Below are 22,528 nucleotides of genomic sequence, written 5' to 3'. Positions count from 1 at the left end.
TTCCGTCCGTTGCCGCACGGACCGTTGCGCACCGGTTGACAAACCGCGTTGCTGCTTCAGCAATGGAGGGGTGGATGACTACGCGAACGGCACGACGGACGGCACCACGGCGGACGGCGGTCCCGGCGGTGCGGCGCACGACCACGGCTACGACCGGGTGCTGGCCGAGGTGGGCCCGCGACTGCGGCGGCTGCGCCAGGAGCGCGGGGTGACGCTCGCCGCGCTCTCCGAGGCCACCGGCATCTCGGTCAGCACGCTCTCCCGCCTGGAGTCCGGCGGCCGGCGGGCCACCCTCGAACTGCTGCTGCCGCTCGCCCAGGCGCACCAGGTGCCGCTGGACGAGCTGGTGGGGGCACCGGAGGTCGGCGATCCGCGGGTGCGCGCGGTGCCCCAGCGGCGCGGGCCCATGACGGTGGTGCCGCTGACCCGCCAGCCGGGTGCGCTACAGGCGTTCAAGCTGGTCATCGAGCCCGTCCGGGGCGCCCCGGAGCAGCGGACGCACGAGGGCTACGAGTGGCTGTACGTGCTGTCCGGCCGGCTGCGGCTGCTGCTGGCGGACCGCGATGTGGAGCTGCGGGCCGGCGAGGCGGCGGAGTTCGACACCCGGCTGCCGCACTGGTTCGGCCCCGCTGACGGGGAGCCGGTGGAGCTGCTGAGCCTGTTCGGCCGGCAGGGCGAGCGGATGCACGTACGGGCCCGGCCGCGGGGGCGGGCGGACTGATCCCGCGGGCCTCCCGCCTCGGCGACGGGCCGCGGGTCAGCCGAACATCCGGTCCAGCCAGGCCAGTACGGCACCGGTGAGCTGCGCCATCGACTCCGCCTCGGCGACGCCCGCCTTCTTCGGCACCGCGAAGCCGTGATCGCCGTGCGGGACCTCGGTCAGCTCGGTGTCCGGCGGGAACTCGGCCGGCCGCCCGAACGGGTCCCGCCCGCCCTGGACCACCAGCGTCGGCACCCCGGCGCCGGTCAGTTCGTCCGCGCGGGACTTCTCCGGCCGACCCGGTGGGTGCAGCGGGAAGCTCAGGGCCAGGACGGCCGAGGCGCCCAGCTCCCGCGCGGTGCGGCAGGCCACCCGGGCACCGGCGCTCCGGCCGCCGGCCACCACCGGCAGCCCCGGCTTCGCCAGCGCCGGCCACAGCGCGGTCCACCCGACGTCCAGGGTCTTCGGCGCCGGCGCCACCTTCTTGCCGGCCACCCGCCACGGCTGTTCGACCAGCGCCACCGGGTAGCCGCGGGCGGGCAGCGCGGCCGCCAGGGCCTGCAGGTCGCGCGCCTCGATGCCGCCGCCGGCGCCGTGGCTGAGCGCCACCACCGCCCGCGCCGGCCCCGCGTCCCGGTACCAGCTGATCCGGGCGTCGCCCGCCGGTGTGGCGACCGTCTCGGTCTCCCTCGCTGCTGTGCTCATACGCCCATCCTGCCCGGGCCGCGGCCGGAGGGGCACCGCCGCGCCCAGGGGACTTAGAACAGCGTGCCGACCTCGGGCCCGTCGAGCTCGGTGACCAGCTCGGGACCGTTGTTGCGGACGTTGCTGACGTCGGTGGGCACCGGGTGGGCCCGCATCAGCCCGGGCGGCGGGGGCGTCAGCAGCTCCTGCAGCTCGCCGGGGTCCGTACGGGTCGGGTCCAGCCAGGCGTCCCAGCGGTCCGGGGTCAGCACCAGCGGCATCCGGGGGTGGATCGCGGCCAGCGACTGCGGGCCCTCGCCACCGTCCGCCCCGGCCAGCGCGGTGGTCTCGGCCTCAGTGGTCAGGACCGTGCAGGTCACCCACCAGGCCCGCGGGTGGTCCCCGGGCAGCGTGCGGTCCCGCCAGAACTCGTAGAGCCCGGCCATCGCCATCACCGACCCGTCGGCGGGCGTGACGAAGTACGGCTGCTTACGGCCCCGCTTCTTCCGGCCCTGCTCCTCCAGCTCCCGCTCGGCGGCGCCGGTGACCCACTCGAAGTAGCCGTCACCGGGGAGCAGGCAGCGGCGGGCCGCGAAGGCCTGGCGGAAGGACGGCTTCTCGTGCACCGTCTCGGACCGGGCATTGATCATCCGCGCGGCGCCGTCGGGTGATGTCGACCACGACGGGACCAGGCCCCACGTCAGCGTCCGGAGTTGGCGCACCGGGCCCGGCGGGAAGCCGTCGGCCGCCGCGCCCTTGAGCGGGCGCTCAAGTACCGCGTGCACCTGGGCCGTCGGGGCGACGTTCCAGCTGGGCGCGAGGGTCTCCGCCGGCTCCCAGCGCTGGACGCCGAAGAGTCCCGCCAGTTCCTCGGGGCGACGACTCGCTGCATACCTACCGCACATGCGTGCCACACTGCCATGCCACACGAAGGGGAGACATGGACACCGACCACCTCACCGACATATGGGGCCGGGTCTTCGGGACCCAGCCCCATCCTTCGCTCTGGCTGGTGATCGTCACCGGGGTGCTGGCGCTGGGCGCCGTCGTCCCGCGCACCGCCTGGCGGCTGTCGCGGAACGCCGTCACCATCGCGCACGAGGGCGGCCACGGCCTGATCGCACTGCTCACCGGCCGCCGCCTGGACGGCATACGGCTGCACTCGGACACTTCCGGGCTGACCGTGTCCCGCGGCAAACCGACCGGTCTGGGCATGGTGCTGACCGCCGCGGCCGGCTACATCGCCCCGTCCCTGCTCGGCCTGGGCGGCGCCGCGCTGCTCGCCGCGGGGCACATCACGGCGCTGCTGTGGGGCGCCACCGCGCTGCTGCTGGCGATGCTGGTCATGATCCGCAATGCCTACGGCGTGCTCACGGTCGTCCTGACCGGCGGCGCGTTCGTGCTGATCTCCTGGCTGACGACGGCGCAGGTACAGGCGGCGTTCGCGTATGCGGCGGTGTGGTTCCTGCTGCTGGGCGGGGTGCGTCCGCCCTTCGAGCTGCAGGGCAAGCGGCACCGGGGCGGGGCGGCGGACTCCGACCCCGACCAGTTGGCCCGGCTGACGAACGTCCCGGCGCCCGTCTGGCTCGGCCTGTTCCACGTGGTGACGCTGTGCTCCCTGACCGGTGGCGGCCGCTGGCTGCTCGGCGTGTGACGTCAACCGCAACCGCTCCGCGTACTCCGGTGTCCGATATCCGGGTCTCCGTGCCACCCAGGGTCCGCCCCACTGCACGCGGGCGCACGTCCACTGCCACGTTTCGGAGGGGTTGCGCCACTTTTGATCAAGATCGGCACCCTTGCCCAGCCATTAAAGTAAGGGCATGACCGAGAGCCCCGCACACCCCGCCCTGTGGCCCGCCCCCGTCGCGCCCGGGGCCATCGATGCAACCGTCACCGTGCCCGGCTCCAAATCGGTCACCAACCGCGGACTGGTACTGGCGGCCCTCTCCTCCGAGCCGGGCTGGCTGCGCCGCCCGCTGCGCTCCCGCGACACCCTGCTGATGGCCGAGGCGCTGCGCGCCCTGGGCGTCGGCATCGAGGAGACGGCCTCCTCCAGCTCCGCCGGCTCCGCCGACGCGGTGGAGCAGCCCGGCGGCGGTGAGGCCTGGCGGATCATCCCGGCGGGGCTGCACGGCCCGGCCACCGTCGACGTCGGCAACGCCGGCACGGTCATGCGCTTCCTGCCGCCGGTCGCGGCCCTCGCCGACGGCCCGGTCCGCTTCGACGGCGACCCGCGCTCCTACGAGCGCCCGCTCGGCGGCGTCATCGACGCGCTGCGCGCCCTCGGTGCCCGGATCGACGACGACAACCGCGGCGCGCTGCCGCTGACGGTCTTCGGCGCCGGTGCCCTGGAGGGCGGCCCGGTCGAGATCGACGCGTCCTCGTCCTCCCAGTTCGTCAGCGCCCTGCTGCTGTCCGCGCCACGCTTCAACCAGGGCGTCGAGGTCCGGCACACCGGCGCCGCGCTGCCATCGATGCCGCACATCCGGATGACCGTCGACATGCTGCGCAGCGTCGGCGCCCAGGTGGACACGCCGGAGGCGGGCGGCGAGCCGAACGTCTGGCGGGTCACCCCCGGCGCCCTGCTCGGCCGCGACCTGGTCGTGGAGCCGGACCTGTCCAACGCCCAGCCGTTCCTGGCCGCCGCGCTGGTCACCGGCGGCCGGGTCACCATCCCGGACTGGCCCGAGCACACCACCCAGCCCGGTGACGCCCTGCGGGAGATCTTCACCACCATGGGCGGCTCCTGCGAGCTGACCGACCAGGGCCTGACCTTCACCGGCAGCGGCCGGATCCACGGCATCGACGTCGACCTGAGCGAGGTGGGCGAGCTGACCCCGGGCATCGCCGCGGTCGCCGCGCTGGCCGACTCCCCCTCCACCCTGCGCGGGGTGGCACACCTGCGACTGCACGAGACCGACCGGCTGGCCGCGCTCACCAAGGAGATCAACGAGCTCGGCGGCGACGTCACCGAGACCCAGGACGGCCTGCACATCCGCCCCCGCCCCCTGCACGGCGGGACCTTCCACACCTACGACGACCACCGGCTGGCCACCGCCGCGGCGGTCATCGGCCTCGCGGTCGAGGGCGTGGAGGTGGAGAACGTCGCCACGACGGCCAAGACCCTGCCCGACTTCCCGGCGCTGTGGACGGACATGCTCGGTCCGTCCGCCGTCCCCGCCCGGAGAGCCTGAGGAACCCGGCCGCCATGCGCCGCTACGGCAAGAACCCCGATGAGGACGACGTCCGCGTCCGGCCCAACCGCAAGGGCAACCGCCCCCGTACGAACATCCGCCCCAAGCACGAGGACGCCGCCGAGGGCCTGGTCCTGACCGTTGACCGCGGCCGGCTGACCTGCCTGATCGAGGACCGCACGGTCACCGCGATGAAGGCCCGCGAACTGGGCCGCAAGAGTGCGGTGGTCGGCGACCGGGTCGCCGTCGTCGGCGATCTCAGCGGCGCCAAGGACACCCTCGCCCGGATCGTCCGGGTCGAGCCGCGCACCTCGACGCTGCGCCGTACGGCCGACGACGACGACCCGTACGAGCGGGTGGTGGTCGCCAACGCCGACCAGCTCGCGATCGTCACCGCGCTCGCCGACCCCGAGCCCCGCCCCCGGCTGATCGACCGCTGCCTGGTCGCCGCCTACGACGCGGGCCTGGACCCCCTCCTGGTACTGACCAAGTCCGATCTGGCCTCCGCGGACGCGCTGTTGGAGTCCTACGGCACCCTCGGCGTGCCCGCCATCGTCACCAACCGCGACGAGCTCACCGACGGCGCCGCCGCCGACCGGGTGCGCGAGGCGCTCAAGGGCCGGATGACGGCGTTCGTCGGGCACTCCGGCGTCGGCAAGACGACGCTGGTCAACGCGCTGGTCCCGGAGCGCCGCCGGGCCACCGGACACGTCAACGCGGTCACCGGGCGCGGCCGGCACACCACCACCTCCGCGCTGGCGCTACCGCTGCCCGGCGACTCCGGCTGGGTCATCGACACCCCGGGCGTCCGCTCCTTCGGCCTGGCGCACATCGACCCGTCCCGGGTCATCCACGCCTTCCCCGACCTGGGGTCGGGCACCGCCGACTGCCCGCGGGCGTGCAGCCACGACGAACCGGACTGCGCCCTGGACGCCTGGGTCGCCGACGGGCACGCCGACCCGGCCCGGCTGTACTCGCTGCGGCGTCTGCTGGCCACCAGGGAACGACGCGAGGGCGACTGACGCGACGTTTGCTGCCGCTCACACGAGGTAAATGCATAATCACACCAGGACCGGCGAACTGGTCACCAGGCCCGGATCGCCCGGACGGGGCTCCAGACGAGTGAGATGACGTCCTGTCGTCACTCCTCCAGCTGACGGAGGCAACGGGTATGGCGTGGGCGTGGGTGCTGGTCGTGGTGGCCGGTCTGCTCGAAACCGGCTTCGCGGTCTGCCTGAAGCTCTCGCACGGCCTCACCCGCCTCTTCCCGACGATCGCCTTCGCCGCCTTCGCCCTCGCCAGCTTCGGCCTGCTGACCCTGGCGCTGCGCCGGCTCGACGTCGGCCCGGCGTACGCGGTCTGGACCGGCCTCGGCGCGGCGGGCACGGCCGTCTACGGCATGGTCTTCCTCGGCGACGTGGTCTCCACCCTGAAGATCGTCTCCATCACCCTGGTCATCGTGGGCGTGGTCGGACTGCAGCTGTCGGGCTCCGGTCACTGAGCCCCGCACCCTCGCCCCACCGTCTGCCGCCGACGCTCCCTCAGCCCCGACCGAGCCGCTGCGCGCCGTCCGGCAGTCCCGCGAACGCGCCCCGGACGAGCCGGGACACCGCCTCCACCTCCGCCTCCCGGCCGGTGCGCCGCGCCGCCACCCGTCCCGGTGCGGCACCCGCGGCCGCCGGGGCGAGCACACAGGACAGCGTCAGCCGGACCGCGCTCTCGCAGGCCGCGCCCAGGGCGGGCAGCTCCTCGGCGGGCCAGCCGGGCCCCAGCGCAGCGACGGCCTCGTCGCGAAGCCTGCCGACGAGTTCGGCAGGGTCCGGCAGCGGCCGCTCGGCGGGCGGCGCGGTGCGCTGCGTGGGCACGCCGGACCGGATGCGGCGGGCCGCCGCCGGCCCCTCCAACGCCGCTCCCGGGGCCGGCAGCCGGTCGCTCCAGCAGCCGGTCAGCGCCGCCCTGACCAGGGGGTTCGTCCGTGCGGTGCGCAGTGTCCAGGAGGCCGCGGCGGTCAGCCTGGCGGTTGCATCGCCCCGTGTCCCGGCCCCCGGTGCGCCACCCCGGGCCAGCGCCCTGGCGGCCCCGGCGAGGTAGTGGTCGGTCTCCCTGCGCACCAGTGCGCGGGCCAGCCCCTCCTTGCTGCCGAACTCGTTGTAGAGGGTCTGCCGGGAGACACCGGCCGCCGCCGCGACATCGACCATCCGGACGGCCGCCCAGGCCCGGGTCGTCAGCGCCGTATAGGCGGCGTCCAGCAGGGACTCGCGCGCTGCGGGCATTCCTCGCCTCCCCGGCCGACCCGGGTGGCCGGCGTGCGCACAGAATTGACGTGCCATCAGACACTGTCAAGGGTCGCCGCAGGGGCGGTGCCCCGCGCGGTGGCCGGGGCGCCGCCGGGCGCTCGCTCACCTGCCCGGTGGGCGACACACGCCGGGCTCAGCAGAGCCGTGTGGCTCCCGCGTATGCCAATGGATACTGTTCGCACATGCCCGACTATCACGATGATCTTCGCCTCGGCCATGTGCTGGCCGACGCCGCGGACGCCGCCACCATGGAGCGCTTCAAGGCCCTCGACCTGAAGGTCGAGACCAAACCGGACATGACTCCGGTGAGCGAGGCGGACAAGGCCGCCGAGGAGCTGATCCGCAGCCAGCTCCAGCGGGCCCGACCCCGGGACGCGGTGCTCGGCGAGGAGTTCGGCAGCGAGGGTGCGGGTCCGCGCCGCTGGATCATCGACCCCATCGACGGCACCAAGAACTACGTCCGCGGGGTGCCGGTCTGGGCGACGCTGATCGCGCTGATGGAGCGCGGCGAGGGCGGCGACCGGCCGGTGGTCGGCATCGTCTCGGCGCCGGCGCTCAACCGCCGCTGGTGGGCCGCGGAGGGCCTGGGGGCCTTCACCGGCCGCAGCCTGACCTCCGCGAGCCGGCTGCAGGTGTCCCGGGTCGGCCGGGTCCAGGACGCCTCGTTCGCCTACTCCTCGCTGACCGGCTGGGAGGAGCGCGGCAAGCTGCCCGGCTTCCTCGACCTGAGCCGGGACTGCTGGCGCACCCGGGCCTACGGTGACTTCTGGCCGTACATGCTGGTCGCCGAGGGCGCGGTGGACATCTGTGCGGAGCCGGAGCTGTCCCTGTGGGACATGGCCGCCTGCGCGGTGGTCGTCAACGAGGCCGGCGGCCGGTTCACCGGCCTGGACGGCAAGCCCGGCCCGCACAGCGGGAACGCCGCGGCGTCCAACGGACTGCTGCACGAGGACCTGCTCGGCTACCTCGGCGACACCAAGCACTGACCCCCCGCTGCGCGCGGGCGGACGCCCCGCGCGCGAGGGGCGCGACGGCGGGCGCTCGGATGCACGTCCACCAACTCCCCCTTGTTGCGGCGGCAGAGGCATGTGAACATGAGAATCCCCCACTTTGTGAACTTGTGAATCCCTTCGCAAGGACCTTCACCAAGGAGGTGGCTCCACTCCATGCCCATGTACGTCAAGGACGCCATGAGCACGGTGGTCCTCACCATCGGCCCCACCCACACCCTCCGCCAGGCGGCACAGCTGATGGCGGCCCGCCGCATCGGCTCGGCCGTGGTCCTCGACAACGACACCAGCGGCATCGGCATCCTCACCGAGCGCGACATCCTCAATTCGCTCGGCGCCGGTGAGAACCCCGACCGGGAGACCGCACAGACCCACACCACCCCCGACGTGGTCTTCGCCGCACCGGACTGGACCCTGGACGACGCCGCGGGCGCGATGGTGCGCGGCGGCTTCCGCCATCTGATCGTGCTCAACGACCGGGAACCGGTCGGCATCGTCTCGGTACGGGACATCATCCGCTGCTGGTCGGCGGCCGACGTCCGGGTGGGCGCGGTACCGGCCTGAGCCGAGTCCGGGCCGCCGACGGACGGCGGACGGGGAACGGCGAACGGGCGCACGAAGAGGCCGGAGCCCACTGGCATCCGGCCTCTTCGGCTCGTACGGCAAACGGCCCTGGTGTCAGCCGCGCAGGGCCTGGACCGCAGCTTCCAGCCGCTTGCCGTAGTCCGCGTCCGCCTTGCGGAAGTTCTCGATCGCCCGCTGGGCGATGTCGTCACGGGAGACCTGGGAGATGAAGCCCGCCAGGTTGTTGATCAGGCGCTCCTTCTCGTCCTCCGACATCAGGCGGTAGAGGTTGCCGGCCTGGACGAAGTCGTCGTCCTCGGCGTGCGAGGGCGCGGCGTGCTCGCCCGTGGCACCGGTCACCGACGCCGGCTCCCACAGCGGACGGCCCGTCTGGGCGGGGCCGCCGAAGCTGTTGGGCTCGTAGTTCTTCTGGCCCGCGTGACGGCCGTCGTAGAGCACACCGTCCCGGCCGTGGGTACGTGCCTCGGTGGCGTGCGGACGGTTCACCGGCAGGTGGTCGGCGTTGATGCCGACGCGGTAGCGGTGCGCGTCGCCGTACGCGAACAGACGCCCCTGCAGCATCTTGTCGGGGGACGGGCCGATACCCGGCACGAAGTGGTGCGGGGAGAAGATCGACTGCTCGACCTCGGCGAAGATGTTCTGCGGGTTGCGGTTGAGCTCCAACTTGCCGATCTCGATGGGCGGGTAGTCCTCGTGCGGCCAGACCTTGGTCAGGTCGAACGGGTTGAAGCGGTAGTTCGCCGCCTCGGCCGCCGGCATGATCTGCACCTGCACCGTCCAACTCGGGAACTCGCCCCGCTCGATGGACGTGCGCAGGTCACGCTGGTGACTGTCGGGGTCCTTGCCGGCCAGCGCCTCGGCCTCTTCCGAGGTCAGGTTCTTGATGCCCTGGTCGGTCTTGAAGTGGTACTTGACCCAGAAGACCTCACCGGCGGCGTTGTTCCACTGGAAGGTGTGCGAGCCGTAGCCGTTGAGGTGGCGGTACGAGGCCGGGATGCCCCGGTCACCGAAGAGCCAGGTCACCTGGTGGGTGGACTCGGGCGACAGACCCCAGAAGTCCCAGACGTTGTCCGCCTCCTGGGAGCCGGTGTACGGGTCGCGCTTCTGGGTGTGGATGAAGTCGGGGAACTTGATGGCGTCCTTGATGAAGAACACCGGGGTGTTGTTGCCGACGAGGTCGTAATTGCCCTCCTCGGTATAGAACTTCAGGGCGAAACCGCGCGGGTCACGCACCGCGTCTGCCGCCCCGAGGTTGCCCGCGACGGTGGAGAAGCGCAGGAAGACCTCGGTCTGCTTGCCGATCTCGGAGAGGAAGGCGGCGCGGGTGTACTTGCTCACATCCGCGGTCACCGTGAACGTGCCGTACGCGCCGGCGCCACGGGCGTGCACGATGCGCTCCGGGATGCGCTCACGGTTGAAGTGCGCGAGCTTCTCGATCAGGAGCTGGTCCTGAATGAGGCCGGGGCCGCCGATGCCGGCCGTCTCGCTGTTCTGGTTGTCCCCGACCGGAGCCCCGGATTCGGTGGTCAGCGGTCCGGTGGTGCTCTCTACCGACACGTGCGCCTCCTGAAAAGTCTTCTACACCTGCCCTTGGCTTGCGCCGAACCCGATCCTACATTGGACATTGTCTAAGTCAAGATGCACCCGAAAGCCGTACACAATCCGGTGATGGACGGCCACTGCTACCCTGGCTCTATCTGACTGATAGGTGATTGGCATGAGTGACCTGCTGGAACGGCTCCGAGGACGCGGCTGGCGACTGACCGCGCAGCGACGCGTCGTCGCCGAGGTCCTCGACGGGGACCACGTCCACTACACCGCCGACGAGGTGCACGCACTGGCCTCCGCGCGGCTCCCCGAGATCTCCCGCGCCACGGTCTACAACACCCTGGGCGAGCTGGTCTCCCTGGGCGAGGTGATCGAGGTGAGCACGGACGGCCGGGCCAAGCGCTACGACCCCAACGCCCACCACGACCACCAGCACCTCGTCTGCTCGCAGTGCGGCACGATCCGCGATGTGCACGTCCACGGCGACCCCCTCTCCGCGCTGCCCGAGCCCGAGCGCTACGGCTTTAAGGTCTCCGAGGTCACCGTGACCTACCGCGGCATCTGCCCCACCTGCAGCACCACCTCCTGACCCCGCCCGACGCACCGGGTCCGTCCGGACCACGCCCGCCCCGAGCCCGCGCCCTCTTGAGGCCGCGGGCTCCGCCGTGCGCCCTGCGCATGCGGGCTCCTTGGCCGGACCCGGCCACCCGTCCTGCCGCCTACGGCACACCGCCGGCGCGGGCCACCACCCACCGGCGGGCAGCACGCCCGGCGGCGCATACGACGAAGGCCCGGATTCCATGGAATCCGGGCCTTGGTCTTGTGAGTAGCGGGGACAGGATTTGAACCTGCGACCTCTGGGTTATGAGCCCAGCGAGCTACCGAGCTGCTCCACCCCGCGTCGTTGTGCCCTCACCTTACCCCCGGCTCGACGACCAGCGCAAATTCCTTCCCGTGGCCCGGACGCGGGCCACGGACCCGCCCCGGGCCACCGGAAAGACGCCCTACGCACTCAGCTCGTCCTGCAATGCCGCACACAGCCGCGCCGCACGCTCGGCGACCTCCGGCGGCCCCAGCTCGACGGCCCGCGCACACCAGCCCTGCGCCTCCGCGAGCGCACCGCGCCGGGCGGCCAGCAGCGCCAGCCGCAGCGCCGCCCGGCCATGCCCGGCCTCGGCCGCCCGCTGCCACCACAGGGCGGCTTCGGGGAGGCTGCCCTCGCGGGCCAACAGCAGCCCCAGGTTGAAGGCACCGTTACGGCTGCCGGCCTCGGCGGCGGCCCGGTACCAGTTCGCGGCCTCCACCGTCTCCCCCCGGGCCGCCGCGAACATGCCAATCCGGACCTGGGCGCGGCGGTGGCCCTGCCGGGCGGCTCGCTCGTACCACTGCATGCTCTCGTCGTCCGCGGGCCGCTCGCTGTCCGCGAGCCCCTCCCCCGCCGCCGACGCCTTGCGGTCGAGCAGGTCCGCGAGCCGGAACGCCGCCTCGGCGCTGCCACCGCCGGCCGCACAGCGCAGGTTCCGCTCGGCGTCCTGGAGCTCGCCGTCCCGCAGCTGGACGATGGCGACCTGCAGCGCCGCCTCGGTGTGCCCGGCCAGCGCCGCCCGCTCGTACCAGGCGTGCGCCATCCGCTCCTCGCCCCGGCCGGCGAAGAGGATGCCGAGGTTGAACGCGGCGTCCACGCTGCCCGCCTCGGCCGCCTTGGAGAACCACGGCTCCGCCCCCGAGGCGTCGCCGCGCTGCAGCAGCAGGATCGCCAGCGCGTTGGCGGCCTCGCGGTGCCCGGCGTAGGCGGCCCTGCGGTACCACTGCTCACCGCGGCCGGCCCGGCCCTGACGGGCGCACAGCAGCCCGATGTTGTAGGCGCCGTTGACGTCCCCGGCGTCCAGCGCAACGCGGTACCAGCGCTCGGCGCTCTGCAGCTCGCCGCGGTCGGCGTGCAGCGCGCCCAGCGCATTGGCGGCGTTGCCGTCGCCGTCCTGGGCGGCGCGCCGCCACCACTCCGCGGCGCTCTCCTCGTCACCGGCGTCGCGCAGCAGGAAGCCCAGCGCACAGGCGGCCTTGGGCTCGCCGTCCTTGGCGGCGGAGAGGTACCAGCGGCCCGCCTCCTGGACGTCGCCGCGGTCCTCCAGGAGCGCGCCCAGCTGGAGCGCGGCCCTGCGGTGCCCCCGCGCGGCGGCCTGGCGGTACCACTGCTCGGCCTCCTCCTGGCGGTTGAGCTCGCCGTAAGCGGTGGCCGTCCGGCGGTCGGCGCCCCGGCCGTCCTCGATGAGCCGGGCCAGCCGGTACGCGGCCTCTCGGTGGCCGCGCTCGGCGGCGGTACGGAACCAGCGCTCCGCGCCGCCGTCGCCGCGGTGCTCCAGCAGGTCGGCGAGGGCGTACGCGCCCAGGCAGTGGCCGGATTCGGCGGACTGGCGCAGCCAGTACTCGGCGGCCGGCTCGTCGCCGCGCTCGCGGTAGTGCCGGCCGAGGGCGTGCGCCGCGGCGGCGGATCCGGCGACGGCGGCGATCCGCCACCAGCCGGCGGCCTCGTCCCCGTAGCCCCGCTGGTGGAGCAGGACGCCAAGGTTGTTGGCCGCGGCGCGGTCCCCGGCTGCGGCGGCCGAGCGCAGGTGCGGCTCGGCGCCGTCGAGGTCACCGCGGCGCAGCAGCATGGCACCCAGCGCGCTCATCGCGGCGGTGTCACCCGCCTCGGCGGCCCGGCGGTGGCCGGTCTCGGTCACCGCATCGGACGCCTCAGCGGCCTCGGCGGCCTCCATCGCGTCCATCTGCAGCTCGGAATCGCGCCCGTCGTCGGGCACCTGCACAAACCGGTCCGTCTCCAACAACCTTGCCTTGTCCCCCATAAGACCCATCGTCGCATCACCTGCAACCCGCGTACACCTGGTATACCGCAGCCAGTGAGGTCACTTCAGCGGTTTGTCGACTTCCCGACACGACGACATCCCAAACTCAAGCACACAGGTTCCCCATAGGAGCCGTACGACCCGGCCTTACGCGGGATCGCACCGGAACGTATGACGGCGACACATGGCAAAGGCCCGGATCCCATGGAATCCGGGCCTTGACCTTGTGAGTAGCGGGGACAGGATTTGAACCTGCGACCTCTGGGTTATGAGCCCAGCGAGCTACCGAGCTGCTCCACCCCGCGTCGTTGTGCCCTTAACGTATCACGGCAGCGACCGGCACCCGCACCGGCGCGGCCCGTGGCCACCGGTTCGGCACCGGTGGCCACGGGCACGGGACGGCTCAGCCGCCGGACCCGCCGCTCTTCTCGGAGGCCGTGGCGGCCCGGTCCAGCGCCGCCTTCAGCTTCTTCTTGGCCTCGTCGTACGCGGTCAGGTCGCGCCGCCCGAGGGCCTTCTCGCCCTCCTCGTACGCCTTCTCCGCGTCGGCCAGGGCCTGCTGCACCGTCTGGTTCGCCGGCGGCTGCTTGCCGGTGTCACCACCGGGCGGGTTCTCCGTACCGGAGCTGGGCGCCTTCTTGCCGAAGACCACGTCGAGCGCGTCCTTGAGGGAGTCCTCCAGGACCGGCTTGCTGTCGCCGTAGCTGACCAACACCTTCTTGAGCAGTGGGTAGTTGGTGTTGGCGCCGCGGAGGTAGACCGGTTCGACGTAGAGCAGTCCGCCGTCCAGGGGCACGGTCAGCAGGTTGCCGTACTCGATCTCGGAGTCACCGAACTTCTTGAGGACGTTGAGCTCGTTGGCGATGGTCGGGTCGGAGTTGAACTTCGACTGCACCAGCTGCGGGCCGGGCACCGGTGTCTGCGACGGCAGCTTCAGCAGCCTGATCTTGCCGTAGTCGTTGCTGGTCGCATTGGCGTCGACCGCCATGAACGCACCGAGGTTGTCCCGCTTGTTGGGCGTGAAGGTCGTCGTCAGCGAGAAGGACCGGTCCTTCTGGTCGGGCATCTTCATGCTCAGGTAGTACGGGGGCACCGCGTTGCCCGACTTGGTCGTCGGGTCGCTGGGGATCTGCCAGCGCTCGGAGCCGGTGTAGAAGGTGCCCGGGTCCGTGACGTGGTAGGTGGTCAGCAGCTGTCGCTGCACCTTGAACAGGTCCTGCGGGTAGCGCAGGTGCTCGCGGAGCGACGGGCTGATGTCGCTCTTGTTCTTGACCGTGCCGGGGTAGGCCTTCATCCAGGTCTTGAGGACCGGGTCCTTGTCGTCCCACTGGTAGAGCTTGACCGAGCCGTCGTAGGCGTCGACCGTCGCCTTGACGGAGTTGCGGATGTAGTTGACCTGGTTCTGCTGGGCCACCACCGCCCGCTGCCCGTCGGTGAGCGAGTCGGCCGTGGTGTCGCCGAGGGTGGTGCGCGAGGCGTACGGGTAACCGTTGCTCGTGGTGTAGGCGTCCACGATCCACTTGATCCGGCCGTCGATGACCGCCGGGTAGGCGTCGCCGTCGATGGTCAGCCAGGGGGCGACGGACTCCACGCGCTCCTTGGGCGTGCGGTTGTACAGGATCCGCGAGCCGTCGCCGATCGCGCCGGAGTAGAGGATCTGCGGCTCCCCGAAGGTCACCGCGTACGCGGCGCGGTTGACCGGGTTGGCCAGGCTCACGCCGCTGCCGCCCTGGTAGCGGTAACCCTTCTCACCGCTGTCGTCGGAGTAGTCCAGCTCCTTCTGCGGGCCGCCGACGATGGAGTACTGGGTGGTCTTCTCGCCGTAGTACACCCGCTGCTGGTACGGGGGGAGCTGGCCCTTGGTCGGCAGGTCGGACTCGGTGTACTGGGGGCCGCCGCCGTCGGCGGTCTCCGTCCCCTTGGCGGTCACCGCGCCGTACCCGTGGGTGTACTTGAAGTGGTCGTTGATCCAGTTGCGCTCGGGGATGCCGGCGATGTTCAACTCGCGCAGGCCGATGACGGTGTCCTGCTCGTTGCCGTCGCGGTCCTTGTAGCGGTCGACGTCGAGGGTGGAGGGGAACTGGTAGTAGCCCTTGGCCTGCTGCTGTTGCTGGAAGGCCGGCGAGACCACGTTCGGGTCGAGCAGCCGCAGGCTGGCCGTGGTGTCGGCGTCGTCGCGCAGCCGCTGGCCGTCCTCCTTGCCGGTGGGCTTGTAGTTGCCCTTGTACGGCGTGACCTCGGAGTCCTGGATGTCGTACGCGTCCCGGGTCGCCTTGATGTTCTGCCTGATGTACGGCGCTTCCTTGGCCTGCTCGTTCGGCTGGACCTGGAACTTCTGCACGATGGCCGGATACAGGCCGCCGATCAGGACCGCGGAGAGCACCATCAGGCCGAAGCCGATCACCGGCAGCTGCCAGGTGCGGCGCCACAGCGTGGCGAAGAACAGCACCGCGCAGATCGCCGCGATGAAGAACAGGATGGTCTTCGCCGGGAGGTAGGCGTTGGCGTCGACGTAGCGCAGCCCCGTCCAGTTGTCGGCGGACTTCAGGCCGCTGGACTTGACCGCGAGTCCGTACCGGTCGAGCCAGTACGCGACCGCCTTCAGCGAGACGAAGAGGCCCAGCAGCACCGACAGGTGGCCGGTGGCCGCCGCGGTCGCCCGCGAGCCCGGGCTGGTCAGCCGCAGACCGCCGTAGAGGTAGTGCGTCAGCGCCGCGGCGACCAGGCACAGCACCGCACAGGCGAACCCGAAGCTCAACAGGAAGCGGTACCAGGGCAGATCGAAGGCGTAGAAGGAAACGTCCAGGCCGAACTGCGGGTCGGTCTTGCCGAACGGGACGCCGTTGACCCACTGGAGCCAGGTGCGCCACTCACCGGACGCCGAGGCGCCGGCGATCAGTCCGACCACGGCCGTGACCGCGATCAGCGCCCACTTCTTGAACGGCGCGATGCTCATCCGGTAGCGGTCCAGGCTCTGCTGCTCCATGGACATCGCGCTGAGCGGGGGCCGCAGCCGGTGCGCCAGCCAGATGTTGACGCCGACCGTGACGGCCATCACGACGCCGAAGGCGAAGAACAGACCGATCTTGGTCCACAGGGTGGTGGTGAAGACCGAGGAGTACTTGACCGAGCGATACCAGAGCCAATCGGTCCAGAACCCGGCAAACATCACAAAGAGCATGGCCAGTACGGCCAGTACTCCCAGTGTCATGAGCAGGGTCCTGATCCGCCGCGATGGCCGGCCTACTCTGATCCGTGGCCCTGACGGGCCTGAGCCGCGGTCCGGCATCTGGAAAGCCAAGGTGCGCACCTCGAAGTTCGCTGTCGTCTGGAGCAGGCCCGGCGATACTAGGACCCACTGAGGCAACTTACGAAGGCTTTACTCGGTTCCCGATTTCCGGGGGACACAAGGCACGATGTTGAGCATGACCAACCTCCCCGTGGACGGCACCCCGCTCGCCGCCGACCCGCTGACCCGCGCCGTGCTCGAAATCGACGAGTACAGCGCCGGGCTCGGCTGGGACCAGCCCGCCCGACTGTTCGCCCTCGTCGACACCGCCGAACTGCGTGCGCAGGAGCCTTCGCTCGCCGCCCAGCTCGGCATCGACGACTCCACCACCGCTTCCCTGACCCCCGTGGAACAGGACGAGATCCCGGCCGAGGTGCCGCTGGACGAGTTCCTCGCCACCATCGCCTGGCCGGACGCCGTCGCCGGCTGCGCACTGACCGTGGAGCGGCTGATGCTGCCGCCGTCCGCCGAGGACTCCGAGCCCGCGGGCATGGACGAGCAGCAGCTCGCCAAGTGGGTCGCCGGGCACCCGGAACGCGAGGAGGTCCGGATGACCGTGGCGGTGCTGCGCAACGGCCGCCGGGAATCGGCGCTGCGGCTGCGCGCGAAGGACTCCACGGCCGAGGTGCTCACCGGGGCGGCGCTGGTCCCCGGCCTGGCCGACGCGCTCGCCGCGACCTTCGAGGGCTGACGGCGCCGGCCCGGCGCACCTACCGACGGCCGCTACGACCGGCCTGCCGGGCTGCATCCCGGCAGGCCGGCGACGTCGCCCTTGCGGATCTTCGCCAGCGCGTTGACGGCGTCGCCGATGGTGTTGACCTTGACCAGCCGCAGTCCGCCCGGGGTGTCCTTGGCCGCGGCGGCGCAGTTGTCCTTGGGCGTCAGGAAGAACTCCGCGCCCTTGTCGCGCGCACCGACCGTCTTCATCGAGATGCCGCCGATCGGCCCGACCTTGCCCTGGTCGTCGATGGTGCCGGTGCCGGCCACGAACTTGCCGCCGGTGAGGTTCCCCGGCGTGAGCTTGTCGACGATGCCGAGCGAGAACATCAGCCCGGCGCTCGGGCCGCCCACATCGGCCAGCTTGACGTCGATGGGGAACGGGAAGATGTGGTCCACCCCGGCCTGGATGCCGACGATGGCGCGGCCGTCGTCCGCCTTCTCCGTCGGGACCGTGATCTGCTTCGTACCGGTTTCGGGCTTCTTGCCCTGCTTCTCCACCGCGGCCGCGTCCTTGGCCGGGATGATCGTGAAGTCCGCCTTCTCACCCGGCTTGTGCTTGGTCACGAGCTTGGCGACGTCACCGACCTGCTTGACCTGCGTGCCGTCCACGGCCTTGATCACATCGCCGGCGTGCAGCAACCCGTCGGCCGGCTTGTCCTTGGCGACGGACCCCACCACGGTCTGGGAGGCCACCGGGATGTGCAGCTGCCGCAGGGCCGCGGCCTTGGCGCTCTCCTGGGACTGGGTGAACTCCTCGGCGTTCTCCTGGTCGGCCTGCTCGGCGGTCTGTCCCTCGGGGTAGAGCGTCCGGTGCGGCACCACGGCGTTGTCGTGGTCGAGCCAGCCGTAGACCGCCTCGAGGAGGTTCATCCGGTAGTCGGGGCCGGTGACCCGGACCGTGGTCATGTTCAGGTGACCGGTCGTGGGGTACGTCTTGCGGCCGGAGATCTGCAGCACCGGTTCGCCGTCGTGCTCACCGAGGGTGTTGACCGTGGGTCCCGGCGACATCTCGGAGTACGGCACGGGGATCAGCACCCCCGCGCAGAGCAGCGCGATCAGCATCAGGATCGAGGCGAGCAGCGTCGCGGTGCGGCGTGGCATGGAACGACAGTACGGGACGGGTATGACAACCGGCCCGCGGGGCCGTCCGTACGGGGCCGGTCAACGGGCCGTGCAGCGGCCCCGGAACGCCGGGCGGGGCGTGCTTCCGCGGAGGGTGGCGGCCGTCAGGCCCGGTCGGAGGTGGCCGGCGCGGGGCCGGAGACGGAGTGCTCCTTCTCCATGGCGTCCCGGAAGCGGGCGTAGCCCGCGAGCTCCGCGACGTCTCCGGTCTTGCGGTTCCGCAGTGCCCAGCTGCTCCACCCCGCGGCGACCAGCCCGGCACCCACCGGAATCAGCAACCAGAGGAGCGCACCCATCAGCGACCTCCCAACCCCTTGTACGACCGCTGTACGACCGCGATCGAAGAATAAGAAGATTAACCATCTACCCGGTCAACGCTCACGTCAGGGGGCCGGTTACGCAACCGGAGCGCACGGCACCGGTTCGGCCCCGCGGCGGGGACGAACGCCCCCGCTCAACAGGCTCCTACCCGCGACCGCGAGAGCAATCCCCGCCGTTCACCGGGCCGTGTGCACACGCCTCGTGCGGGCACGCACCGGCGGGCATCCTCGGTGCACGGCGGGCGCGCTACGCGCCCACCCACTCCTCGGTTCCGTCCGAGAACGTCTGATGCTTCCAGATCGGCACCTCGTGCTTGAGGTCGTCGATCATCCTGCGGCAGGCGTCGAACGCCTCGCCCCGGTGCGGGCAGGACACCGCGACCACGACGGCCAGGTCACCGATGCGCAGCTCGCCGACCCGGTGAACGGCGGCCAGCGCCCGTACCGGGTAGTCGGCGACGACCTTCTCGGCGATCCGGCGCATCTCCGCGACGGCCGAGGGGTGTGCGGAGTAGCCGAGGCCCTCGACGTCGGCGCCGTTGTCGTGCGAGCGGACCGTGCCGACGAACAGGGCCGTGCCGCCGGCGGCGGTGTCGCCCACGGCGGCGAACACCTCGTCCACCGACAGCGGGGCGTCCCGGATCTCCAGGAGCCGGATCGGGTCCGCCGCGGCCTGCTCACCGGGGTGGTCGCGGCCGGGGGTCGGGGAGGAGGGCGTGCCAGGCATGCCCCCATCGTGCCGTATGCGGCGCCGGCGGGGAATGGCCGTTTCCACCGGTGGTCCCCGCCCCCGTATGGAGACTCCTCCAGCCCGGCGCCCCGGTGGCGCTCAGATGCGGCGCCGTGCCTTACGGGCGCGCCGCACCAGGGCGGCGGTGCCCAGCAGGGCGACGGTGGCGCCGGCGGCGCCCGCGGCGGTGGCGTCCTTGCGGCCCAGCCGGCGGCCGGCGACGGTGTGCCGCCCGGCGACCTCCTCCAGGAGTTCGGCGAGCACCTCCTCGTTCGTCCACCGGGGCCGCCAGCCCGCGTCGTGCAGCCGGCTGCCGCTGACCACCCAGGGGTGCATGGTGTAGGCGAGGTCCCCCGCGGGCGACGGTGTCAGGCCGATGCGGTGCAGCCGGGCCGCGGCGCCCAGTGCCACCGAGGACGGCAGCTCCATGCGGCGGATGCCGGTCAGCTCCTCGACCTCCTCCTGCTCCAGCCAGCCGTCGCAGCCCACCGCCAGCTCCCCCTCGACCTTCTCCAGCGCCGCGTACTCCAGGGCGCTGACCAGGTCGTCGACATGGCAGAACTGCCAGGCGGGCCGGGAGCCGGCGACGACCAGGAGGCGGGGCGACTCGAAGTAGCGGGTCAGCGCGGTGTCGGTGCCGCCCACCAGCACCGTGGGGCGCAGCACGGTGACGTTCAGGCCGGGGTGGGCGCGGGGCGCGCGGTGCGCCAGGTGCTCGATCTCCAGCAGGTCGCCGACACCGGTGGCGTCCGCGGTGGCCCGCAGTTCGGCGTCCTCGGCCAGGGGAACGTCGTTGTCGGGCAACGCCCCGTAGACCATCGCGGAGGTGCACAGCACCACGCGGTGCACGCCGGCGGCCGCGGCGGCGGTCAGCACGGTCTGGGTGCCGCGCACGTTGTAGGCGGTGCGGGCGGTGGCGTCGGTCTCGAGGTCAAGGTCGAGCGCCAGGTGGACGACGACGTCGGCCCCGCGCAGCTTGTCGGCGATGGCGGGGTCGCGGACGTCCAGGACGTGCCACTGCGCCTCGGCGATGTCACCGCGCCGCTCGTCGATGGCCACCACCTCCTTGACCTCGTCGGAGGCGACCAGGGCACGGGTGAGCCGCGCGCCCACTCCGGACGCGGCTCCGGTGACGGCGACGACGGGCCGGCGCAGCGGCCGGTCCGGGGCGCCGCCGGCGGTGTCGTCCGCCTTGTCGGTCTGGGCCGCAGCGTTTCGCGCTGCGCGAACGGTCGGATCTGGGGAACTCACCGGGCGTCTCCAGCGGTTGTCTTCAGTACGGACGTGTGGTCATGTCGTCCGCACCAGGTGGCGTCCATCCTGCCGCAGCCACCGGGACAGCGAAGCACCGAGCCCCGAAGCGGTCCCGGGTGTCTACGCTGGAGGTGATGTCGGGCAGCCGCCGTCGGCCACCTGGTCGGCGGCCCTACGAGCCGAGGAACCCCGTGAGTGACACCCCATTCGGATTCGGCCTTCCGCCGGAGGAGCCGGAGGACGGCGACAACGGCAAGAAGAAGGGCGGCCAGGGAGGTAGCCAGGGCCCCGCGGACCCCTTCGGGTTCGGCAGCGGCGGCGGCGCGGACAATCCGCTCGCGGCGCTCTTCGGCGGCATGGGCGGCCCCGGCGGTGCGATGAACCCGGGCGACCTGGGCGCCGCCTTCCAGCGCCTCGGCCAGATGCTCTCGTACGAGGGCGGCCCGGTGAACTGGGACATGGCCAAGGACATCGCCCGGCAGACCGTCGCCCAGGGCGCCCCGGACGGCAGCAAGGACGCGAGCCTGTCGCCGGGCGAGCGCTCGGCCGTCGAGGAGGCGGTGCGGCTGGCGGACCTGTGGCTGGACGGGGTGACGTCGCTGCCGTCGGGCTCGGGCTCGGTGGTGGCCTGGAGTCGCGCCGAGTGGGTCGAGGAGACCCTGCCGGTCTGGAAGGACCTGGTCAATCCGCTCGCCGAGCGGGTCGGGGCGGCCATGGGCGATGTGCTCCCCGAGGAGATGCAGGCCATGGCGGGCCCGCTGCTGGGGATGATGCGCTCCATGGGCGGCGCGATGTTCGGCACCCAGATCGGCCAGGCGCTGGGCGTGCTGGCGGGCGAGGTCGTCGGGTCGACCGACATCGGGCTGCCGCTGGGGCCGGCCGGGAAGGCCGCGCTGCTGCCCCGGAACGTCGGGGCGTTCGGCGAGGGCCTGGGCGTGCCGGAGGAGGAGGTGCGGCTCTACCTGGCCCTGCGGGAGGCCGCCCACCAGCGGCTCTTCGCCCATGTGCCGTGGCTGCGCTCGCATCTGTTCGGTGCCGTCGAGGGCTATGCGCGCGGCATCAAGGTCGACACCACCAAGCTGGAGGACGTGGTCGGCCAGATCGACCCCCAGCACCCCGAGGAGCTGCAGAACGCCCTGCAGCAGGGCATGTTCCAGCCCGAGGACACCCCGGAGCAGAAGGCCGCGCTGGCCCGCCTGGAGACCGCGCTGGCACTGGTCGAGGGCTGGGTGGACGCGGTGGTGCACGCCGCTGCCAAGCCGCATCTGCCGTCGGCGGACAAGCTGCGGGAGACGCTGCGGCGGCGCCGGGCCAGCGGCGGGCCGGCCGAGCAGACGTTCTCGACGCTGATCGGTCTGCAGTTGCGTCCGCGCCGGCTGCGGGACGCCTCCCGGCTGTGGGCGTCGCTGACCGATGCGCGCGGTATGGACGGCCGCGATGGTCTCTGGGAGCACCCGGACATGCTGCCCACGGCGGCCGACCTGGACGACCCGGACGGCTTTGTGCACCACGAGCAGATGGACTTCTCCGAGCTCGACAAGATGCTGGGTGAGGCCGCCGGCGGCGGCCCGGGCCACGGCACGTCCGCCCCGGAGGGCGAGGGCCCGGATGTGGCGCCCGGTGAGAGCAAGGGTGACGACGACAGGTGAGTCTGCACGCGGATGCGGCGCGGGTGCTGTCCAAGTGGCCCGCGCCGTCGCCCGATCAGGAGCAGCTGCGGCTGACGTACCTGGACCACCTCGCCGCCCACCAGGACGGCATGTGGAAGCCCTGCAAGGACGGGCACCTCACGGCGAGCGCGCTGGTGATCGACCCGGCCGGCGGGCGGGTGCTGCTGACCCTGCACCGGAAGCTGGAGATGTGGTTGCAGATGGGCGGCCACTGCGAGGTGGAGGACGTCTCGCTGGCGGACGCCGCGCTGCGTGAGGCGCGCGAGGAGTCCGGCATCGCCGAGGGGCTGACGCTGCTGCCCGGCGGCCCGGTGCGGCTGGACCGTCACCACACGCCCTGCGCGGTGCATCTGGACGTCCAGTACGCCGCGTTGGCACCGGACGGCGCGGTGGCGCAGATCAGCGACGAGTCGCTGGACCTGCGGTGGTTCGCCTACGACGAGGTGCCGGCCGTCGCCGATGCGTCGGTGGCGCGCCTGGTGGAGAGCGCCCGCGCGCTCCTGTGAACGGCCCGACGCCTCCGGCGCCCGCCCCGTCCGGGGTCGGGCGCCGGAGGCGT

The 22,528-nt window shown here is 72.2% G+C and carries 21 protein-coding genes and 2 tRNA genes; 11 read left to right on the top strand and 12 right to left on the bottom strand.

Annotation, left to right across the window (positions count from 1 at the left end; genetic code table 11):
- Positions 1-157 precede the first annotated feature (157 nt).
- The gene (locus tag AB0G84_RS03810) at positions 158-721 is read left to right on the top strand and encodes an XRE family transcriptional regulator (RefSeq protein WP_361315146.1); all 564 of its coding nucleotides are present in this window, start codon (positions 158-160) and stop codon (positions 719-721) included.
- Between the two features lie 36 nt (positions 722-757).
- Here the strand turns inward: AB0G84_RS03810 and AB0G84_RS03805 are convergent, their stop codons facing one another.
- Together AB0G84_RS03805 and AB0G84_RS03800 are read right to left on the bottom strand one after the other, a co-directional pair.
- Positions 758-1,405, bottom strand: a complete 648-nt coding sequence (locus AB0G84_RS03805; RefSeq protein ID WP_361314940.1) for an alpha/beta family hydrolase — start codon at positions 1,403-1,405, stop codon at positions 758-760.
- A gap of 53 nt (positions 1,406-1,458) precedes the next feature.
- Complete coding sequence (locus tag AB0G84_RS03800; protein WP_361314937.1) at positions 1,459-2,289, bottom strand: SOS response-associated peptidase; 831 nt, start codon at positions 2,287-2,289, stop codon at positions 1,459-1,461.
- A 35-nt stretch (positions 2,290-2,324) separates the two neighbouring features.
- Between AB0G84_RS03800 and AB0G84_RS03795 the strand changes: the two genes are divergently transcribed.
- From AB0G84_RS03795 to AB0G84_RS03780, 4 genes are all read left to right on the top strand, one after another.
- A complete protein-coding gene (locus AB0G84_RS03795; protein WP_361314934.1) occupies positions 2,325-3,038 on the top strand; it encodes a M50 family metallopeptidase in 714 nt (237 codons plus the stop codon).
- Positions 3,039-3,204: 166 nt separating this feature from the next.
- Positions 3,205-4,578 (top strand): 3-phosphoshikimate 1-carboxyvinyltransferase, encoded by a 1,374-nt coding sequence (aroA, locus tag AB0G84_RS03790; protein WP_361314932.1) that lies wholly within the window; start codon positions 3,205-3,207, stop codon positions 4,576-4,578.
- Between the two features lie 14 nt (positions 4,579-4,592).
- Positions 4,593-5,600 (top strand): ribosome small subunit-dependent GTPase A, encoded by a 1,008-nt coding sequence (rsgA, locus tag AB0G84_RS03785; protein ID WP_361314929.1) that lies wholly within the window; start codon positions 4,593-4,595, stop codon positions 5,598-5,600.
- 149 nt (positions 5,601-5,749) lie between these two features.
- Complete coding sequence (locus AB0G84_RS03780; protein ID WP_361314926.1) at positions 5,750-6,079, top strand: multidrug efflux SMR transporter; 330 nt, start codon at positions 5,750-5,752, stop codon at positions 6,077-6,079.
- A 40-nt stretch (positions 6,080-6,119) separates the two neighbouring features.
- Here the strand turns inward: AB0G84_RS03780 and AB0G84_RS03775 are convergent, their stop codons facing one another.
- Positions 6,120-6,851, bottom strand: a complete 732-nt coding sequence (locus AB0G84_RS03775; protein ID WP_361314923.1) for a helix-turn-helix domain-containing protein — start codon at positions 6,849-6,851, stop codon at positions 6,120-6,122.
- 206 nt (positions 6,852-7,057) lie between these two features.
- Here AB0G84_RS03775 and hisN point away from each other — a divergent pair, with 206 nt between their 5' ends.
- Both hisN and AB0G84_RS03765 read left to right on the top strand, forming a co-directional pair.
- Positions 7,058-7,861: a histidinol-phosphatase gene (hisN, locus tag AB0G84_RS03770; protein ID WP_361314921.1), complete on the top strand. Its 804-nt coding sequence runs from the start codon at positions 7,058-7,060 to the stop codon at positions 7,859-7,861.
- A 186-nt stretch (positions 7,862-8,047) separates the two neighbouring features.
- On the top strand, positions 8,048-8,449 hold the full coding sequence (locus tag AB0G84_RS03765) for a CBS domain-containing protein (protein ID WP_361315144.1): 402 nt from the start codon (positions 8,048-8,050) through the stop codon (positions 8,447-8,449).
- Positions 8,450-8,563: 114 nt separating this feature from the next.
- Here the strand turns inward: AB0G84_RS03765 and AB0G84_RS03760 are convergent, their stop codons facing one another.
- Positions 8,564-10,027 carry a catalase gene (locus AB0G84_RS03760; protein WP_361314918.1) on the bottom strand — a complete coding sequence of 488 codons (1,464 nt, stop codon included), beginning with the start codon at positions 10,025-10,027 and terminating at the stop codon, positions 8,564-8,566.
- A gap of 160 nt (positions 10,028-10,187) precedes the next feature.
- Here AB0G84_RS03760 and AB0G84_RS03755 point away from each other — a divergent pair, with 160 nt between their 5' ends.
- Positions 10,188-10,607, top strand: a complete 420-nt coding sequence (locus AB0G84_RS03755) for a Fur family transcriptional regulator (protein ID WP_361314915.1) — start codon at positions 10,188-10,190, stop codon at positions 10,605-10,607.
- A gap of 238 nt (positions 10,608-10,845) precedes the next feature.
- Here AB0G84_RS03755 and AB0G84_RS03750 read toward each other — a convergent pair.
- The 4 genes from AB0G84_RS03750 to AB0G84_RS03735 form a co-directional block, all read right to left on the bottom strand.
- A tRNA-Met gene (locus tag AB0G84_RS03750) sits at positions 10,846-10,919 on the bottom strand.
- A 103-nt stretch (positions 10,920-11,022) separates the two neighbouring features.
- On the bottom strand, positions 11,023-12,873 hold the full coding sequence (locus AB0G84_RS03745; RefSeq protein ID WP_361314912.1) for a tetratricopeptide repeat protein: 1,851 nt from the start codon (positions 12,871-12,873) through the stop codon (positions 11,023-11,025).
- A 222-nt stretch (positions 12,874-13,095) separates the two neighbouring features.
- Positions 13,096-13,169: transfer RNA gene (locus AB0G84_RS03740), tRNA-Met, on the bottom strand.
- 98 nt (positions 13,170-13,267) lie between these two features.
- Entirely contained in the window at positions 13,268-16,153 is a 2,886-nt protein-coding gene (locus AB0G84_RS03735) for a UPF0182 family protein (protein WP_361315142.1), read from the bottom strand.
- 136 nt (positions 16,154-16,289) lie between these two features.
- Here AB0G84_RS03735 and AB0G84_RS03730 point away from each other — a divergent pair, with 136 nt between their 5' ends.
- Entirely contained in the window at positions 16,290-16,844 is a 555-nt protein-coding gene (locus AB0G84_RS03730; RefSeq protein ID WP_361314910.1) for a PPA1309 family protein, read from the top strand.
- Positions 16,845-16,876: 32 nt separating this feature from the next.
- Here AB0G84_RS03730 and AB0G84_RS03725 read toward each other — a convergent pair whose 3' ends face one another.
- The 4 genes from AB0G84_RS03725 to AB0G84_RS03710 all read right to left on the bottom strand — a co-directional run bounded on the left by AB0G84_RS03725 (position 16,877) and on the right by AB0G84_RS03710 (position 20,296).
- The gene (locus AB0G84_RS03725; protein ID WP_361314907.1) at positions 16,877-17,974 is read right to left on the bottom strand and encodes a PDZ domain-containing protein; all 1,098 of its coding nucleotides are present in this window, start codon (positions 17,972-17,974) and stop codon (positions 16,877-16,879) included.
- A gap of 125 nt (positions 17,975-18,099) precedes the next feature.
- Complete coding sequence (locus AB0G84_RS03720; RefSeq protein WP_361314905.1) at positions 18,100-18,291, bottom strand: hypothetical protein; 192 nt, start codon at positions 18,289-18,291, stop codon at positions 18,100-18,102.
- Between the two features lie 271 nt (positions 18,292-18,562).
- On the bottom strand, positions 18,563-19,042 hold the full coding sequence (locus tag AB0G84_RS03715) for a molybdenum cofactor biosynthesis protein MoaE (RefSeq protein ID WP_361314902.1): 480 nt from the start codon (positions 19,040-19,042) through the stop codon (positions 18,563-18,565).
- Between the two features lie 102 nt (positions 19,043-19,144).
- Positions 19,145-20,296, bottom strand: a complete 1,152-nt coding sequence (locus AB0G84_RS03710; protein WP_361314899.1) for an SDR family oxidoreductase — start codon at positions 20,294-20,296, stop codon at positions 19,145-19,147.
- A 194-nt stretch (positions 20,297-20,490) separates the two neighbouring features.
- Here AB0G84_RS03710 and AB0G84_RS03705 point away from each other — a divergent pair, with 194 nt between their 5' ends.
- Positions 20,491-21,948: a zinc-dependent metalloprotease gene (locus tag AB0G84_RS03705; protein ID WP_361314896.1), complete on the top strand. Its 1,458-nt coding sequence runs from the start codon at positions 20,491-20,493 to the stop codon at positions 21,946-21,948.
- Positions 21,945-22,475, top strand: a complete 531-nt coding sequence (locus AB0G84_RS03700; protein ID WP_361314893.1) for an NUDIX hydrolase — start codon at positions 21,945-21,947, stop codon at positions 22,473-22,475. Before AB0G84_RS03705 ends, AB0G84_RS03700 begins: the two co-directional genes overlap by 4 nt.
- The last annotated feature ends 53 nt before the right edge of the window (positions 22,476-22,528 follow it).

Origin of the sequence: Streptomyces sp. NPDC020742 (assembly GCF_040641675.1) — a bacterium.
GTDB lineage: Bacteria > Actinomycetota > Actinomycetes > Streptomycetales > Streptomycetaceae > Streptomyces.
The sequence above is the reverse complement of the archived record's forward strand: the minus strand, read 5'-3'. Positions and strand labels throughout refer to the sequence as shown.

Excerpts from the sequence above, each read along its gene's own strand:
- AB0G84_RS03805 (WP_361314940.1), bottom strand. The coding sequence starts at position 1,405 with ATGAGCACAGCAGCGAGGGAGACCGAGACGGTCGCCACACCGGCGGGC.
- AB0G84_RS03800 (WP_361314937.1), bottom strand. The coding sequence starts at position 2,289 with ATGTGCGGTAGGTATGCAGCGAGTCGTCGCCCCGAGGAACTGGCGGGA.
- AB0G84_RS03795 (WP_361314934.1), top strand. The coding sequence starts at position 2,325 with ATGGACACCGACCACCTCACCGACATATGGGGCCGGGTCTTCGGGACC.
- aroA (WP_361314932.1), top strand. The coding sequence starts at position 3,205 with ATGACCGAGAGCCCCGCACACCCCGCCCTGTGGCCCGCCCCCGTCGCG.
- rsgA (WP_361314929.1), top strand. The coding sequence starts at position 4,593 with ATGCGCCGCTACGGCAAGAACCCCGATGAGGACGACGTCCGCGTCCGG.
- AB0G84_RS03780 (WP_361314926.1), top strand. The coding sequence starts at position 5,750 with ATGGCGTGGGCGTGGGTGCTGGTCGTGGTGGCCGGTCTGCTCGAAACC.
- AB0G84_RS03775 (WP_361314923.1), bottom strand. The coding sequence starts at position 6,851 with ATGCCCGCAGCGCGCGAGTCCCTGCTGGACGCCGCCTATACGGCGCTG.
- hisN (WP_361314921.1), top strand. The coding sequence starts at position 7,058 with ATGCCCGACTATCACGATGATCTTCGCCTCGGCCATGTGCTGGCCGAC.
- AB0G84_RS03765 (WP_361315144.1), top strand. The coding sequence starts at position 8,048 with ATGTACGTCAAGGACGCCATGAGCACGGTGGTCCTCACCATCGGCCCC.
- AB0G84_RS03755 (WP_361314915.1), top strand. The coding sequence starts at position 10,188 with ATGAGTGACCTGCTGGAACGGCTCCGAGGACGCGGCTGGCGACTGACC.
- AB0G84_RS03745 (WP_361314912.1), bottom strand. The coding sequence starts at position 12,873 with ATGGGTCTTATGGGGGACAAGGCAAGGTTGTTGGAGACGGACCGGTTT.
- AB0G84_RS03735 (WP_361315142.1), bottom strand. The coding sequence starts at position 16,153 with ATGCCGGACCGCGGCTCAGGCCCGTCAGGGCCACGGATCAGAGTAGGC.
- AB0G84_RS03730 (WP_361314910.1), top strand. The coding sequence starts at position 16,290 with ATGACCAACCTCCCCGTGGACGGCACCCCGCTCGCCGCCGACCCGCTG.
- AB0G84_RS03725 (WP_361314907.1), bottom strand. The coding sequence starts at position 17,974 with ATGCCACGCCGCACCGCGACGCTGCTCGCCTCGATCCTGATGCTGATC.
- AB0G84_RS03720 (WP_361314905.1), bottom strand. The coding sequence starts at position 18,291 with ATGGGTGCGCTCCTCTGGTTGCTGATTCCGGTGGGTGCCGGGCTGGTC.
- AB0G84_RS03715 (WP_361314902.1), bottom strand. The coding sequence starts at position 19,042 with ATGCCTGGCACGCCCTCCTCCCCGACCCCCGGCCGCGACCACCCCGGT.